The following is a 17,566-nucleotide window of genomic DNA, read 5'->3' on the forward strand; positions in this document are numbered from 1 at the left end:
AGAACGAGGCCCGATTCCTTTCTTTATATTCTGATCAGTAACTCGATTCGATTTTGATGACGGATCGATGAAGGAGGCATTTGGACAAAGAGCCTTCCTTTAGAGATCGAGTAGGCTTACCCGTCGAGTGGCCTCTCTCTTTGGTAAGAGAGGCAACCAGATCGGAGCCAGCACTCCCGCGTCCTGTATACGTTCAATCGTCGTCACTCTCAGATGGTAGCCAGCCAGTGCTGCCTGCCCTTTGTCAACGACGCGTGCCAGGCGGTGTTCCTGGGCTGGACCAGACACCAGATAACACAACGCTGGCAAAGGGCGTTGCTCCGACATCCAGACCTTTGAGCGCAGATAGGCGGCATAGGAGGAGAGCGTCCGTGTGAAATCCCTCACTGATGGATCGCCTCCGGCATATTCTAGCCAGAAGCGCTGGACCTGTCCTTCTCTTCCCACTTCAGCAGTTGCATCAGGATGGAAGAGATAGGTGGCTCCGTTCCATTGATAGCGACGTATTCCCTGCTCCAGGCTCCACCAGTGCAAACGGAGATCGGATTGAGCACTGGCTGCACATGCGAGCTGGGCAAAAAAGGTGTAGAGACCGATCTGATGATGCCAGCGTTGCCCCCGAACGAGTGCTGCAACCCGACGTGGAACCCATTCCTCCCGGCCTGCTGACAGTGAGAGCATGACCGTCTGGGGTTTGACGGGGAGATGGAAGATTCGTGCCAGCGCATAGATACCTTGCTTCGAGAGGATATACCGCTGTTTCCGCCGTTCAACTGAAGCAGGAAGGAGATCATTTGCTGAACGGACCCACCCTTTCTGGGCCATTTGGGAAAGTGTCCGTGCCACAGACGAAGGAAGCAGTTCTTCCCAGGCTGCTAGCTCTTCTGGACTCGCCGCAGGGGCGCGTTCAAGCTGAAGAAGCAGGCTCACTTCTCGGTTTGTGAGGCTCAAGCAAGCGAGTGAGAGAGGAAGGGCATGCACCTGTTGTGTATGGATTGCCTTTGCTACACGTTGCATAAATTGTCCGCGCACAACTGGCACCAGCCGTCCCCGCATTGGAGTGCGAGAGACAGGCTGCCGGGACGGAAGGGCTTGCGTGCGGGTCTGTTCTTGCCTGCTTTCTAACGCAGCGAGGGCGTCAGGAGGGAGACGCTCGGCGGCACTGGGTATCAGGAGATCTTGAAGATGACAGGGTGCTTGCGTTCCCAGTCGTTGCCAGGGCCAGCGCCAGACATCTTTCTGCACAGAAGACAGAGGTATGTCATGTGCCACGACAGCCAGCGCTGCCTGTAATTGTGGGAATGCTTCGGTCTCCAGTAGCCGTCTCATTCCTGCATGCCAGAGCGTGAGACGTTCAGGAGCAGCGACCAGGATGAGGATTGGAGGAAACGTGAAGGAGAGCGCTGCTGCACGAGCCAGACACAGTGCTTTGAGCTTGCTCTGAATCGCACGTGTATCGAGGAGTGGCGCGTCAAGCAGGATGTGCAGACTATACCAGATCTCCTTGCTTCTTGCTTGCGGCCCAGCCGCTTCTTCGCGGAAGGCATCAGGATAGTGGGGAACCATCGGACGCATACGCAAGACCAACAGCAGAGAAATGGTGCAAGGAAAAGAGTGCTCCTGATGGTGGATGTGATAGGTATAGTCACGTGTCCAATGCCAGGCAATAGCGCTCCGTTGACCCTGGTAGGTGAGGTGGTCAGGGGCCGAGAAACAGAGATCCCAGAGAAAGGTCTGAAGCAGCATCAAAGAGCGAAGGCGCGGCAGGAGACGTAAGAGTCCTCGTTCGTCGGCTCCTGACTTTCCTGCTACTTGAGCGGGATCAACTCCCAGCTTGTCTGCAACGAGATGGAGTCCTTGATTACTCAGGTAGTAGAAGGCGCATGATTGCTGTCCCAGTGCCACTGGTGTCACTGCTTCTATCCATCCTCGTTGTTTCAGATGGGCAAGACTTCGATACAGGCTGGCCCGGCTCCTCTTGTTGCAGAGAAATACAAGATCAGCGAGCCGTAAAAATGGATAATGGAGGAGCCACCGCAGAAGCTCATACTCCTGCTGAGTGAGCTGTTCTTCCTGTCTCTTTTCCCTCTGCACCATTTCCAGATGTGTTTCACTTTGGAGTGCAGGCATCGTGTTCCCTTTCGTTCTGAGCTATCACGGTCCGTTCGACTGTCTGGCGTAGTTGAAGGGAGGCCTGTTGGAGCCGCTCCATCTGCTCTTCGATCTGGGCGAGCTTGCTCCAATCCCCTTCTTCAAAGTGATAGGCATCCAGTGGAGTGGGCCACTGGATAAGCAGGCGTGAGATGGCCTGCAACGCTTCTTCGGCGTTTGTGCGCCACTGCAAACGCATATGCCTTCCCCGGGTTGCTTCTTCATCCTGATGGATGGCTGCTTCCCTCGCCTGTGCTCCTAGCACCTCTGCTTGTTTGGAGAGCGCGTCACGTTGTTGGGTCAGGGTTGTCACCTTCTGTTGCAGCGCCTCTACTTGGGCCTGGATAGCTGGTGGCACGACCTCTTTGGTTTGTATCTGTGCTTCTACACGTTGCTTCATTGCCGTGTGCAAGGTATCTATCTGCTTCTGGAGATCGGTTTGTTCCTGTTGAGCGCGAGCGCGCATCGCTTCCAGTTCCTCTTGCCACAATGAGGCCGTGCGCCGCTCTTGCTCTGCCTCCGCTTTTGCCAGCCGTTCTGCTTCACGCGCTGCCCGAATTGCTTCCAGATTGGGGGGAAGGACGCCATTCTCTACCTGTTGGATGATCGTTTCTGAGGTTGAGGGTTGAGCCAGGAGATATAGAACCTTGCTCGGCAAAGTTAGAACGGTTCTAACTTTGCCGCCGAATCGTTCAGCTACCCGAATACAGTTGAGCGCAGTATGATAGCTCATCCCAAACTCGGCCTGAAGCCAGGCCATAAAATGGCCGTGACCTAGACGTTGTTTGACCGCTAGTAAATTCTGCCCGACCTGAACAATGTCTTCAGCAGTACGTTTCAGGTAGGTATGTGTTTCTTCAGCTTTTTGTTGGACAAATGCACGTGTCTCGCCATCAAGAGTTGCGTAATCAAAGGTGGCCTGGGGCTGGTCTTGTGCCTGCCAGAGGTCCAGGGTCTCCTCCTGCATCATTGCGCTGTCTCCTCTGGTAATCCCATTTGTTCTTGCTCGCCTTTCGGCAACAATGCCAGAGGTGGATGCATACCCTCTGGGAGCGCAGGGAGGGGTTGGGGAGCCAGATGCGGACGTGTCATTTCAGCCGCGTGAACGAGATAGAGATGTTCAAGCAGACGTGGAGCCTCTTCTTTTGGCTCTTTCACAATATGATGAATAGCTTTTGCAACCTCGGTAGCGAGTGTCCCCAATGCTTCGAGCGCTTCCATCTCCTGGGCCACCCAGGGATCGACAAATGCAGAATGCTGTGCTTTGGCCTCCATGATGTGCCAGATAACGGCAAGGCGTGTCACGTGATGAAACCAGGTAAGGTGCGCTGGCTGAACCAGATTCTTGTAGCGCTGAGTATAGGAGGTGAGGAGCCAGGATCGGTAGCGGCGAGTAATGGTCTCGGTCCCCTCTACCAGCGAACAGAGTTGCGGCGTTGCGAGTGTGGCAGCGGTTAAAAATTTGCGCCAGGTTCCCTCGTTACAGATATCTTTGCCATGTAATATCAGAGGTTGTCCGCGTCGGTTCAAGAGCGTGATATCAGGCGCGAGGTGTTGTTGCAGCAAGCTCTGGGTAAAATTCGTGGCCCGTCGCACTGAGAGAGCAATCCGTTCAGCATAGCATTCGAGGAGTTTCTGCTCAAATGGAGCTATGTGTGATACTGCTGGGATACTCTCTGTGAGATGGGTGAGCGGCTGGTTAGATGTGTTCTGTTGCTCTAAACATAGTTCTTGCATACTGATCTCCTTTGTGTACTATGGCAGCAATGGCGATGGTGTTTCGTTCTGCCGCGCCTGGTCTTCCTCATGAGCCTGGAGTAAGGATTGGCTGCTTCCTGTCTGGATCTGGTTTGTTCCTGGCTCTGGCTTCTTGCGTGTGCGAACTTTCTTACCAGGCATCATGCTGGCTGCTGATTGAGATGGTGAAGGAGGGGATGCCGATTGGTTGCTAGGCATCCCTTTGTGTAGAGTGTTTCCGTGTTGTTGCCTGGAGGTGTTGGGATAGTGTTGTTGATACGCTCGCTGGATCGCTGCATCAATGTGGGCTTCCGGGCGACCGTAGCGTTGTTGGCTGCGCGAACGGATCAAGGTAGCGGTTCTTTCATCTCCAGGAAAAGGGCGAGCCAGTTGAAAGGAGAAAATCGGCAGACGCTTGCCGTAGCGTGACCATTTCGCGTAACACGTGTAGTCAGGTAACGCAACTACGTCTTCCGGGCGTACTGCTATCTCGTGACGCAGCAGAAAAGCATCCTCCCCGGAGAGCGTGAAGTAGAAGTGATGGTCGGCATTGCCCATCACCAGAGGACGCAGTGTGGGATCGAAGGCATCCAATTGTGCGAGCGATTGGGCCGCCAGGACCAGGGAGAGGCCAGCTTTGCGCAGTTCCGTGAGACCGTATCCGTAGTCTACAGGATAATTGCGAAACTCATCGACAAAGACAAGGAAACGGCGGCGATCTGCCTCTGCAATACCTAACTGCTCGGCCAGCGCCATATGAAAGAGGCTGAGGACGGTCGCTCCGAGTAAGCTGGAGATCTCGCGGCCTACCACCCCTGATGCTGTATTCATGAGCAGGGTCTCTCCATGAGCGACCAGCCCCGCCAGATCCAGCGTCGAACATGGTTGCCCAATGATACGGCGAACCAGTGGCGAACTGGCGTAGGCTGAGATCTTGGTGACAACAGGCGTGATCAAATCCTGTTGATGCAGGGTATCGAGGCGTTCATAATACGTACGCCACCATTCCAGGACATAGGGATCAGAGACCAGCGAAAGAACCTGTCGTCGAAACGCTTGCAGGTTTAAGAGCGGCACGATATCAAGCAGTGTATATTGCTGCTCAGCTCCTGTTCCCTGGTTTTGCTGAATCTGGGTCATATTGGCTTCCAGAAGGGCTTTGAGACTATAGCGCAGGACATTTTCAATGCGTGATCCCCAACTGTTCGCCCAAATCCCTCGTAACGTGGTCAGGATGGCACTGACCAGCGCTTCCATACGTACATCGTCGCTACTGGTCTTGTGTGTGAATGCACGAGCATCTAGCATATTAAGACCAATAGGGGCCGTTTGTTGAGAGAGGTCAATGAGTGTCACCTCGTCGCAGCGGTCTGCTGGAATAGCTTGTAAGATTGCGTTGGTAAGATCACCATGCGGCTCAATCACACAGAGTCCTGGTTGGGGGCGAGAGGGATGGTGGAGTTGAGCGAGGGCCAGATGCTCAAAAAGCGTGCTTTTGCCCTTGCCAGTTCGTCCGGCGATAAAGATATGACGGCTCAACTCTTCAAAGGGGAAAAACACGTCGGCCTGCTTCCCTGCATGCTCAGAGACACCCAACTTCCAACCATCCCCAGCGGCGACGATGCCAGGGGCCAGAATGGTGCGCTCCTGTCGTTGTTCGAGACCGACCGTCTCGACAAGGGCTGTTCCGCTCATGGGATGCCACAAAAGCGCGGCTTCTTCGCCTGTGAGGTACAGGGATGCCTGTCGCATGCCTCTTGTCCATCCAGAAGCTTCTTGTAGCCATCGATGGGCTTGCCATCCATAGGGGCGACACGTGCGGAAATAGGCCGTAGCAGTTTGATATTGCTGATAAGCCGCCACCAGTTCAGCCTGTAAGGTGTGGTGTAGTTGTCTTCGCTGTAGGGCAGCCCGGAGGCGTTGAACCAGTGCAAGAGTCTCCAAGAAGGAAGTGGAAACTAGACCACGCGGGTTGAGATGACGTAACACAAGAGCGCAGCATCGGAAGAGCCGCTGAACCCATCTCGTCTTTTGTCCACCTGCCCATCGGTTGATCCAGGACATGAATTGTTGATTGACGTGCGCAAGTGGCGAGATTGTTTGCATGTTCGGAGAAAGAGTAGGTCTGGTTTCGATGACATAGAGGCGCAAGCGAGCGCGGTAGGCGCTTTTGCTCAATTTCTCGGCAACCTTGCGCTGATCGTAGAGTCGGGGCGATCCATGCAGCAGACGAGAGCTGAGATGGCTCATTCCTATAACGCTGATAAGCACGCCCAGAAGTAGAAGCCCCGCTAACTCCGCCTCGGAGCGTTGTTGGTTCGTGAGCAGAGGGAGTCGCCCATGCACTACCTCTCCTAACGCACCAGGTATCCAGGCAGGCAGCATGTGGGCAAGTGGGCCATACCTCCATGCCGTCAGGAGGATCACGAGCAAGCCGAGAGCGATGATGGCTCCCCAGCCCGGATCGCGGCGACGACGATCCTGGGCAAGCGCTTCACGCCGCCGGATGCGTTCCTGCTCTAGCGGGTGTTCAAGTGCCAGTCGTGTATACTTGTGGGTCCATCCGGCGGACACAGGTTGGAGCGCCAACTGTGCTACCAGGCGAAAATGAGGAGGTAGGGATGCTCCTACTGCTAACAGCGAGAGCATCGGATCAGAGCCTGGGGACTGGAGATCTCGACTGCTCCAGGAACGCAAGCTCTCATAGGCAGCCCCACCTGAGCAAAGTTCTACAGCGCTCACCTCCTCGTTCTCACCAAGTCGCAACGGATCGTCTTCGGAAGCAAGAGGGCGTAGTGTTGCCTGGGGAAAACGAGCCTGCAAGTGCCGCATCACTTGCTGCAACGTGGCCGCACTGGTCGTACGCACCAGAAAGTGCGGCCCCTGGGAGGTATGAGCGATTTCCAGGCCAATGACTCCCCCAGTGACAGCTATGGTCTGGATGAGGGTTTCCAATGTATGCAGTCCTTGAACCTCTCCTCCTGGGTGCGGAATAATGTGTACTGCGAGCGGAGGCGCAGGGAGTGGTGAAGGCTGTTTCATACGTTCTTATCTCCCGTTCGTTCTGCTGTGCTATCCGCATCTGTTGCTGGAGAACTACTGCTGTCCGGGTCTTGTGGTGCAGCGACAGAACGGGTGGCGTTGCGCTTTCCTCTCGTGCGGGGAGTGCGTGTCGATATAGCCTGGGATGTTGCTGGTTCAGCCTGGACGCTAAGTGATGGTGGTTGTGTTCCAGGGTCAGTATGTGCCAGGATATATTCTTCCGGGCTGGCAGTGATTTCAACGATCAGCCGCTTGGACCCGATCAAGAAGAGAGCTTTCTTCTGGTCGAGGGTGGTGAGGCGCTGCTCCTCCGTCTGGGATAGGCCAAAGGCAGTGCGTGCTGCTCGTGAGCCAATGGTATCGAGCCGTTTTAAGACTTTGGTATACGCATTTTGCGCAATCACGCTGCCATGCGGATCAGTCACAAATTGTTCGGGATTCTGGGTAATGGTCACAACGCTTACCGCGTGCTTGCGAAATTCGCGGGCCATGCGCTCTAAAAACACGCCTCCTTCCTGATGGCGAATCAAGGACCAGGCTTCATCGATATAACAGCGGCGTGGCTTGGGGTGATAGAGAGCCTGTGTCCAGAGGAATTCTGAGATCAGGAAGATCCCCGCTGGCTTGATTTCGCTGCCTCCACGCATCTCGCGTAAATCAAAGGTGAGCAGAGGGACATCGAGTGCAACGTTGGTTGGACGGCTAAAGAGACCGGCCATACTCCCGGTGATAAAACGCTGTAACCGATCTGCCAGGCGGAGGGCATCCTTGTTCTTCTTGTCTTGGCGTAGAACCAGAGCAACATCTTGCAAGAGTGGTGCAGGCCGCCCGTGTGTCCAGGGATCGGCGGTAATACCTGCACGTGCGTAGACCTCGTAGAGGACTTTGTCGAGCAGCGATTTTTCCTCAGATTTGAGCGTTCCAGGTGTTGGCGTATAGTCGGCGAGCAGGATATCCAGGAAACTATGGAGATTCTGGATTTTCTCAGCCAGGCGATCTCCCTGTTGCAGTTGAACATAGCGCGAGAGATCCAGACCTGGCGGAACCAGATCGAAGGGATTAATGCTCTGAGCTGAGCCGGGAGCGATGCGAATACTGTGCCCTCCCATTGCCTCCGTCATGTTCTGGTATTCACCAGCTGGATCGATCACCACGACTTGTAAATCTGGGTGAACGAGTAATTCATGCATGATGCGTAACTTAATTGCAAAAGATTTTCCGGCTCCTGAGATGCCTCCCCAGAATTCATGAGGATTGTCCATGCCTGGCCCCCAGGGATCAAGGAGGATTGGCTCCCCTCCTGGCGTGACTCCCAGGAAGACACCCGATGGCATGGAAACGGCTTCGCTCAAGAAGGGCATAAGCGCGGCGAGCGCAGTGCTCGTCGTGGTGATCGTGCGTCCGAGTGGGTCTTGTCCTGTAGGCTGCAAGGCCTGAAAGGTTTCCAGATGTTCAAGCGTGGTGGGATGGGCCGACAGTAAGCTGTTGTGCAGGGTTGAGAGGATTCGCTGACTGTGAGCCTGTACTTCCTCGGCTGAACGAGCGCGTGCAGCAACATAGAAACCAACATCGATGAGTCGTTCCTGTCCGCTAGCAAGCGCTGGAAGCAGGCGCTCAGCATCAGCCTGGGCCACTGTCAAATCAGGGTCCTGGTTGCTTCCCCGGCGCTCATTGATCCGTTGGGTGCTGCGATACTGTGCTTGTTCGCGCAGCAAGCGCCGCAAGAGAGCTGGGGTTGGTTGTGGGTGAAGATGCCAGGTGATCTCCATAATTTCATCCAGATGGAGTAAATTGGAGAGCGCTCCATCAACAATCTCTCGTGGTAATCCGACCACGGCGATGCCGCGCACATACTCCTCGCCAACCCGTACGTGATCTGGAACCACCATCAAGCATGAAGGGGCCAGCAGATCATGTAGGGAAAGGTTCTTGATGCGATCTTCACCATGCGCTTCCTCCTCCATTTCATCCATCTCCTCCCACTCATCATCATCGTCCAGGTCATCAGAGCGTCCTGAAGCAGGATTCTCTTGCGAGAGGGCCGGCTGCCTGGTGTTTCCCTTGTCTTCTTCATTGCCATTGATTGCTGACAAGGCGGGTTCAGTGGCTTGCTCGAAAAGAGATTCGGAGAGGGGGAAGCGTAAAGCTGCTTCTCCCCTCATGCTTTGATCAAGGAGATCAGCAAGCGCCTTGCCTGAGAGACGCCGGGATGCCAGTCCTATCCCGCTGAGATGCTCGGTAAGTGCCATGACTCGTTGGTCTAACTCACGCTGAGCCTGGGAAAGTTGCTCTTGTCTGTGTGTTTTGGTAAGGACGGAGCCAATGAGAGGGAGCATCCCATACCAGGGGAGATGCAGCTCTTCGCTTGCCCGCACAACGAGGTAGAAGCGACGGTCCAGCAACGTGCGCTGTTGTTGTAAGGTGACGATGGCGTGGCGATGTGCTGCGGCTAAGGTCGTTCGGTCAGGAAAATGTCCTTGTTGTTTTGGGAGAACCTGTTTGTCTTCTGAAGCTGATGGAGGAGATCCCTGCTGTTCAATAGCTGAAGCTGGCTGGTTGACAGCATCGGTGAGACGTTGCACATATGGTGTGAGATCCATCCTTTGTGAACGTACCAGAATTTGTATTGGAAAGCGCAATGCAAGCAGGAAGGAGCGATAGCCATCAATAAGCCGTTGTTGCTCTTCGGGAGAAAGCAAGACATAATTGGTGGATTGTACTTCTAGCACGGCGGTATAGAGACGTGTGCTGGGCTGGGAATCCAGTGTAGAGGGGGCCAGGCATGCAACATCATGGAAAATATCACGCAGTGGGACGAGGCGTTGCACACTGGCATGTTTAGATGATTTCCCTGACTGGGAAGAGGAGGCGAGACGACGCCACACGGCGGTTTTAGGGAGCAAGAGATAGCAAAGCCCAACCAGCGCCCAGAGTTCCAGAGGGCGATTATGCAGAGTGACGAATGCCACCAGGAAACTGAGAAGAACAGGAGGCAGCGCACTGATCAGACGCACCAGGAGCCAGGAAGGGGGCAAGAACACCCCTAACCGTAGCCAGAATGAATAGCTCAGGGAGCCACCCAGTAAGAGCAAGAGCAGTTGGCGGGCGGTGAGGCCAAAGAGCAACTTATCAGGGAGACCAAGATGTGTTGGTGTTGTATGCCGACGCGGAAAAATGGATGAATCGTCCATGATACGTTCCTTCTTCTTTTCTATACATCGCGGTGAGCAGAGATTTCATTCTCGTTCCAACGCAAGGACGAGATGAAGCTCCCGATCATGTGTGACTACCGAGTGGTAGGTGAGATGGTTGGTGTGCCTCCAGCAGCCGTCTGAAGGATGCTGATAATCGTTGTCGTGAGCAGCGCTAGTGCCACCGAACCTAAAATCATATAGAGGTTGGCTTTCGCATTTTGTTGCTGTCGTTCGCCAGGCAACATCAGGCCGATACAGCCCAACGCAAAAAAGAAGGCAGCAATGGCATAAAGAGCGGGAGCAAGGCCGTCGTTGAACAGGTTGATAAAGAACTGGGCTATGGAAACGGTTGCTCCTAGTACATATCTCATTTTTTCTCCGTTCCTTTTTCTTATATCCATAAGATTTTCTGTAGATAGAGCCGGGTCTCCATAGGCAGGCATTGATACCAGGGACGCTGCTGTGTGCAACAGATGGCAATGGCTTGCGAGACTCCACCAGACCCGGCGTTATAAGCAGCTAACGCTTTGGCGTAGTCTCCCTGGTAACTTTTTACATAGCTTGCCATGAGCCGTGCCGCGCCTGTGAGGGCGTCCTGTGGGTTCCAGGGGTTGATACCGATTCCGGCGGCAGTAGTAGGTAAAAACTGGGCGATACCTACAGCCCCAGCAGGAGAGACGGCTGTTGGATTGAAGCCGCTCTCGACCTGAATCTGTCTTACAAAGAGGTCCGGGGGAAGTCCTGCTTTGCTGGCAGCCAGGCGTGCTATTGGAACGTAAGGGCTTTCCTGCTCTGATATCGGTTGACTGGCACCAGAAGGCTGTTCTCCTATTGGCTGCCCTTCCATGCTCAATGCACGGTTTCCACTGACCGTGACGAGCACACAAAAACTCATCAGGAGAATGGCCGCAAGAGGCAGCCCTCCGATGGCAATCCATTTACCCATGTGTTCAGGTCTCCTTTCCTGGGGTATTAGAGTGTGCGGGCAAAACGACCGCCGATAGCACTGATAGCATGGGCAGTGGTTTCTCCAGCGGCAACAGTTGGCGAGAGGATGTATTCATGAAGAGTATGTGGAATGCGCAAGACGAGAAAAAAGAGTGCATTACTCACGAACAGTGAGATCACAAGCTGATCGGAGAAGCCAGCAAAGACTTTCCCTGCAAAAAAGCCTGCGAGCATCCCTCCGAGCGCGAGGGCCGAGACCTGTAAGAACTGGACAAGGACCGCTGCGACAAACGCACTGGCCCAGCGACGTAACCATGCCTCGCTCAAGAATGCCAGCGGGGAGAGACTGGTCAGTAAGACAACGGTTGCCAATCGTACCAACATCTGCCAGGCGAGAAAGAGCACTTGCCCTGCCAGAAAAAGGGAGAGAGCAAAGAGCAGCAGGAGATTGATTGTGCCTTCAGGTGAGCCACGCAGTAGCGCCTGGATAGCCAGTTGCAACAGAGAGAGTTGGAAAAGGCCATCAACTGCCGAACAGAGCGCATTATTGAAGTCGATGAGCCACTGGCAAATCAGTAAACTGTTATGAGCAACAATGACCAGCAGTGCCAGCCGGGGCAAGGCTTCCATAACTGAGAGCGCTGGGAGGCCAATGGAACGACCTACCATAATCCGATACGCAATCAGCAGCACGCGTACAGCAAGCGCCGCATCAACGACTGTGATACCGAACGAGACAAAGCGTTGCACCACCTCATTCTTGTAGGTGGCAGCTTCGGGTGTGCGTGTCACAAAATTAAGCGGGTTTTGATTGAGCCAGATGAGAAAGGGCCTGATCGCCTCAAAGACGCGAGTGGTAATGGTGGTACCCACTTGACCGAGCAGACAATCAATATATCCGCTATCCCACAAAGAGCAGGCAATTGGAGGTGGAGCTACTACGGTCGAGATGACGTCAGCACGAGCAGCGGCACGAACGTCTACATTTTGAGGTGAACGCATGAGAGCATAGCTAGGAGTTGTTTGCCCTTGTGACAAGAACTCCTTCTGCATAGGTGCAGGATGTAGGATGCATAGCCCCACAGGTGTTAAGAGCAATAATCGTAGGAGAGCATAGCCTCTCCACTGTTTCCGGATAGGTGTGTGCCATAGGGATACTAGAAGGGTGAAAAAGCGTTTACTGTTCTTCATCGCTATCTTCTTTCTAGCAAGCAATATCTCTGAGAAGAGCGCTCAATTGCTGGCTCTGATAATGGCTCAGATCTGCCTTTAGTGTAGAGCAAACAGTGCTGTTATGAGAATGGGCAAACCGACCAAAACTTGAGGAGGATGGCTGACCGGAGAAAAATGTTTTTCACTCTTCACGCTGTTGGAGAGTTCGAACTGTAAATTTTTGAAATAGCTGGTGATTTCTTTATAATTACCCTGATGGAGTCTCTTGAATGTAGCGCTACAATGTTGGGCGAGAGATTCCCAAGGCAGTGCAGATTTCGTAAATGGAATGGCTCTGAGCATCGAACATTCGTCGGGCCAGAGCCACTTTCCCGTTTATTTTGAGCTTTCGTGATCGCCCAAGTGCGTCAATCTGTAATGCCTCGTTTTGTCCCTGTTTGGAAACACGAACATGGCCAATTTTCATAACACTCTCCCTTGTGTCTCAGGTTTCCCATCAGCACGCCGAGGTTATGAGACTTTGATTATGAGATAAGTTTTGAGATTTGCAAGAGGAGATTCCGCGGTTGCAGTGCCAATGCTACCGGAGGCAGAAAAGGAAGAGCTAATCGTCGCAAGAAACGGACGGTTTTGAAACCCATTTAACGACCGATTTCGGGGCAGCACAGGAGAACTATGACGAGGAAACTATTCCTGTAAAATCGCCACGATTAGAAGTCTATGAACCACGAACTTAGTTCTTGTATTTGCTCCCAAAGAAATGAATGAGTCCATTCATGCTCTTCACAGTAAGTATTTAGCATTTTTATCATCGAATGCGATTTGTCTTGAGGAAGCTCCAGAAGAACGTCGGTCAATCTGTGAATGGCTATTAGGTGTTTATCATAGTTATGATGTAGCATATATTCGCATTCATGCAGATAATGATGTAACGCTTCCTCATAGCACCCAGCCTCATAGTCCATATCTCCCCTGAGTTGGGCAGCACGTCCTAAAAGATAAAAATACTTCCCCTCAGAAATTTGCTCTACCTCTTGTAAGATTTGCTGTGTCCGTTGCTGTAGCCCTCTCTTCTTGAAGGTCACAGCAAGATATATCAGACTTTCTGCGCGTCGGTCATTATAATGAGATTGAGTAGCAATCTCCATTGTTTCTTCAAAGATGGCGGCAGCTTCAGCCCAACGTTCTTGTAATGTAAGTAGATGCCCTTGGTTATTGAGGCTATCTATATATAGCCCTCTATTAACATTCAATGAATCCTTCTGTGCGTCCTCAAACCAGTTTTTAGCTTCTTGCAATTGATCTCTCGCCATAGCGATTTTACCAAAGCAATTCTTTATGTTGGCGATAGCCTTTCTGTGTCCAGGTCTAACACGCTTGTAAATCTCGTAGGCTCTTTTAAAGTATTCATCAGCTTCATACAAGATCCCTTGATCAAGATACATCAGACCTATTGCATTCAGCGTCAAGCCAATAGCAATTTCACTAATTTTACCTGTCTCAAATAAGTTCTGACGAATGGATAGTGCTGTTCTCAAATACCACTGGGCCTCTTCAAAGCGGCCCCAAAGTATGTAGATAATGCCGTGGCTGTGAAGCGCATTCGCATACATTGATAGATTACCTGACAGCCGGGCTAGATTGAGTCTTTCCTCATAGAACTTTACTACATGACTCAAGTTTCCCGCTTGACTCAAGTTTCCCAACTGTAGACTCGCAGACGCCAGCCGATCTGCATAGTGCGCCAGCCGATTTATATCGTACTGATTCTGACGGACAATTTCTATACATTGTAAAAAACTATCTATAGCTTCAGAGATATGGCCCTGTTCCAAATAACAATGTCCTTTTCCTTCAAAAATTTCTAAAAGATGCATAGTTTTCTGTCGTTGCGAGATGTGGGCCGATCTCAACCGTTGGTCACATTGCTCATAGATGGGAAGCGCTCGATCAGGCATATCCATAGAGCGAACGAAATGAGCTCCTGTAAGTATTGGCAACTTCTCTTGCTCCATCAGCTCGGCACAAGTCCGTGCATGTGGTAGATATTGCTCATATACATTATCTGGTAGATATTGCTCATATTCTTCTTCCATTTCCTCGTCCTCAAGGGGGAAACGATTCCAATGAAACGTCCAGCTAACGGCTAATATAGCTCTTTTAGCCCATAACCGGTATATTCGCTTATCCATCGCATCTTTGAGTACTGCCTGTACTAGTCGATGGATCGAGAGTATCTTGTCAAAGGGCCTGCGATGAATGAGTGAGTAAGCCTGTAGAGCACTGAATGCCTCATCCAAAGCCAGCGAATCACGAGCAACTCTTTGTAAGAGTGATCCAAGATGTTCTGCTCCAATAGTCAAGAATTCTTCAGGAATGGCGTCAGGATGTAGAAATGCACAGAAATACAGCAATTCAGAGGCGGCAGGACTCCGCTGTTTCACCTTCTCGAAGGAGAGTGACCACGTCGTAGCAACTGATTCTGGGTAATCATTTACCAGACCACCACGCCTCTTTAGTAACTCTGCTCTCCGAGTATGATAGAGATTCTGATAATCGGCGAGGCTGCATCCCGTTTCTTCAATGTAGGCTCCAGCTTGGTCAAGAGCCAAAGGCAATCCACCAAGTTCTTCCGTGATCTCTCCAGCCACCGAGATGTCAGTGGGTGAGGCAACCCTCAATAGCGCATCATGAGCCAATAGTCCCGCACGTCGCAGAAGAAACAGTCTTCCTATATCCTGGTCCATCGTACTTACGTCGATACGTATTGCCAAACGGCCCATCGCCTGTGCACGCGTGGTCAATAGAATGTGTCCACTTGGGGCGGGGGGAAGAAACTCGCGTACAATCGCCAACTCATCGGCATTATCAAGGATGAGTAGCCAATCGGCGTGAGTTGTAAACCACTGCTGGACAGCAGAGACAATGAGGGTTCTATCCTGCTCATCTTTCTCTTGCAGGTTTAACAGACTCGCGATGGCGATATACCCTGAGAGAAGAGACTCACTGGTATCAGCCAGCACCCAGAAGACCGCCCGGTAATTCTGGCGGTGCCTGTAAGCATATTCTACGGCAACCTGTGTTTTCCCTATGCCACCTAGTCCACTGATGGCTAGCGGTTGCGGCGGCACTGCTGCTTGACCTACCTTGAGTGCGTTTGCTAGATCTGTTAGAATCTCCTCGCGCCCAGTGAATACGGGATTGGGGGAATATGGGATATTCCAGATATGTGGGAGTGGGGCAGCAGGGGCACTCACCTTCAGATAGTGGATATTTTGTAAAGCAGTTCTGATTTCTTGGGCAACATTAGCAAAGGCGGCATCCCGGTTCCTCCATATTGTGATAGATACTCCATTGCTTGGGAGCGGGCGAAGTTTCCTAAATGGAGCACTTGCCCAGTCTACAGGCCGCAGCAAAATAGGGAATATGAGGGTCTCCCCTAAGTCATATCGCTCCATCGCTCTCTGCATTTCTGTGCCATAGCAATAGTCCGAGTTAACAAAATCGGAACTAACGAGCAACAGAATGATCGAAGCGGTATTAAGGTGTTGATCAAGAGTCTTTGCCCAGTCTGTGCCAGCAATACTCTTCCCCCTGTACCAAGTGGTGATAAGGCCATCACGCTGCAACTGGCGTAGATGCCTGTCCAGTTCGTGGCATAGGGCTTCATCGACATCGGCATAGGAGTAGAACACCTCAATTGGTATAGACTGGGTGCCCATATTTCTCATTCCTCCCTCAATCTATTGCAGGCTACTGAGGTCAACTACTTTCTACATTCTTAGCACTTTATCTCAAGAAACGAACGGTTTTGCGACGAACCAGGGGTGCGAGTGGAAATGCGCCATGTGTATTCATTCGCCCCTCGCTACTTACTCGCCAGATGAGTGTTCTAGACAGAACCGCTCGCTTTGAACTGTTCATACGCAACAACAATACTCCGAAGCGTGTCAGAATCAGTGGGGATGGTGACAGACATCTTCTCTCCCTGGCTGGTTCGTGGAGTGATCCAAAGTGCATTGTGGGAAGGTATCACATCTATCGCTGCAACATGGCGGAAATTGACCGCAGAAATCCATCCCGGCCCTGTGTTCCCGTGCACAAATCCATCTGGGAGGAGAGCCAGAAACTTCTCCTCGCGCCTGACCCATCCCACTATGCTTCCAAACGCAACCCCAATAGCCCCTAGATGTATCCATATCCATACGGGCCAGTCAGGGAGAGTATATCTGGCAATGCCTATCTTCACGAAAAAACCATCATGGATGGAGGGAATAACATCAGCAATATCAACAACGTTTATGGACAGACATGAGAGAAGAACGGACCCGACAAGACCTACCAGACCCCAACCACAGCCATACCCGATGAGAGGCCATGCGAAATCGGAGAGAGAGGAGAGAGAAATGACTCGCCAGTGAGATGGGGCAGTGTTCCAACGCACTCTTTTCTGGACATCTTTCCCGTCCAGCCCCTGCGACACTGCCCGCCAGAGACGGGGTTGCAACGCTGCCTGCCAGAGAGAGGTGTGCGCCTGGTATCCTGTCTGCAACGTTGTCTCTTTCTTGAGAGGAGCAGACGAGACAGATGGGTGAGCCTGTACATCTCTCGTTCTGGGTTTCTGTGTGGGGAAAGCAGATGGGCTTTCCTCTGCGGATCGCTTCTCCTGCGACAAAAGGATGAGAACTAAACCACCAACCAAAATGGCGAGGACGATCCAAGCAGGACCGAATGGAGTAAGGGTTCCACCAGCTACGATGCTTGTTAGAAGAGGAATGATGGCTATTTCTAGTATAGTCGTCAGAACAAATTTTGTTCGCCGTCTGAACAAGGTTCCTTCTCCATGAGACTCGTCATCCCTGATGGCTCTCCTCCACTCTTCATGTACGAGGGAGAACGCGAGAGCGCTTGCGCTCGTTGCTCCTCTGAAGGCGCTGTGAGTGGGATCGCGGATTCGGCCATGATACCTCTCTTCCATGAGTTGAGGCAACAACACCATCTTCCCTAAGTATATCTGATTACCAAAGAAATTGTAAAGAGATCGCTGCCTTCATTCCAACGTTGATACAAACTTGTGCGATCTATCAGAAACGTGGAATAGAATAAGCATGGGAGGGCGAAAAGGACGCCTGTAATCGTAGAATGACTCTACAGTCAACGTAGAAAAAGGACGCCAGAAATGAGTTAGCGTGGAAAAAGTATGCTGCACGTCCTGGCGTCTTATAAAAGTTGTTTGCCAGGTCTGCTTGTTGATTTGAGATTGGCTTCAATCACTTCAGATGATTGCTCCCAAAAAGCTTATGCATAATATATTTATGTGT

The 17,566-nt window shown here is 52.1% G+C and carries 11 protein-coding genes; all 11 read right to left on the minus strand.

Annotated features, from left to right (window positions below; translation table 11 throughout):
- Nucleotides 1-99: 99 nt before the first annotated feature.
- A complete protein-coding gene (locus K3T83_RS33330) occupies nt 100-2,130 on the minus strand; it encodes a MarR family transcriptional regulator (RefSeq protein ID WP_220207231.1) in 2,031 nt (676 codons plus the stop codon).
- Nucleotides 2,111-3,121, minus strand: a complete 1,011-nt coding sequence (locus K3T83_RS33335; protein ID WP_220207232.1) for a DUF3102 domain-containing protein — start codon at nt 3,119-3,121, stop codon at nt 2,111-2,113. The genes K3T83_RS33330 and K3T83_RS33335 overlap by 20 nt, the downstream gene beginning before the upstream one ends.
- Nucleotides 3,118-3,888, minus strand: a complete 771-nt coding sequence (locus K3T83_RS33340; RefSeq protein ID WP_236065038.1) for a hypothetical protein — start codon at nt 3,886-3,888, stop codon at nt 3,118-3,120. The genes K3T83_RS33335 and K3T83_RS33340 overlap by 4 nt, the downstream gene beginning before the upstream one ends.
- 18 nt (nt 3,889-3,906) lie before the next feature.
- On the minus strand, nt 3,907-6,930 hold the full coding sequence (locus K3T83_RS33345; protein ID WP_220207233.1) for a type IV secretory system conjugative DNA transfer family protein: 3,024 nt from the start codon (nt 6,928-6,930) through the stop codon (nt 3,907-3,909).
- Nucleotides 6,927-10,121, minus strand: coding sequence for a PrgI family protein (locus tag K3T83_RS33350; protein ID WP_220207234.1), 3,195 nt, complete (start codon nt 10,119-10,121; stop codon nt 6,927-6,929). Before K3T83_RS33350 ends, K3T83_RS33345 begins: the two co-directional genes overlap by 4 nt.
- A 95-nt stretch (nt 10,122-10,216) precedes the next feature.
- Nucleotides 10,217-10,495 (minus strand): hypothetical protein, encoded by a 279-nt coding sequence (locus tag K3T83_RS33355; RefSeq protein ID WP_220207235.1) that lies wholly within the window; start codon nt 10,493-10,495, stop codon nt 10,217-10,219.
- A 20-nt stretch (nt 10,496-10,515) separates the two neighbouring features.
- Nucleotides 10,516-11,070, minus strand: coding sequence for a lytic transglycosylase domain-containing protein (locus K3T83_RS33360; RefSeq protein ID WP_220207236.1), 555 nt, complete (start codon nt 11,068-11,070; stop codon nt 10,516-10,518).
- 26 nt (nt 11,071-11,096) lie between these two features.
- A complete protein-coding gene (locus tag K3T83_RS33365; protein WP_220207237.1) occupies nt 11,097-12,110 on the minus strand; it encodes a hypothetical protein in 1,014 nt (337 codons plus the stop codon).
- A 412-nt stretch (nt 12,111-12,522) separates the two neighbouring features.
- Entirely contained in the window at nt 12,523-12,711 is a 189-nt protein-coding gene (locus K3T83_RS33370; protein ID WP_220207238.1) for a helix-turn-helix domain-containing protein, read from the minus strand.
- A gap of 244 nt (nt 12,712-12,955) precedes the next feature.
- Nucleotides 12,956-15,967, minus strand: a complete 3,012-nt coding sequence (locus tag K3T83_RS33375) for a DUF7779 domain-containing protein (RefSeq protein WP_220207239.1) — start codon at nt 15,965-15,967, stop codon at nt 12,956-12,958.
- A 170-nt stretch (nt 15,968-16,137) separates the two neighbouring features.
- Nucleotides 16,138-17,076 carry a hypothetical protein gene (locus K3T83_RS33380; RefSeq protein ID WP_220207240.1) on the minus strand — a complete coding sequence of 313 codons (939 nt, stop codon included), beginning with the start codon at nt 17,074-17,076 and terminating at the stop codon, nt 16,138-16,140.
- Between the last annotated feature and the right edge of the window lie 490 nt (nt 17,077-17,566).

The organism is Reticulibacter mediterranei, assembly GCF_016587455.1.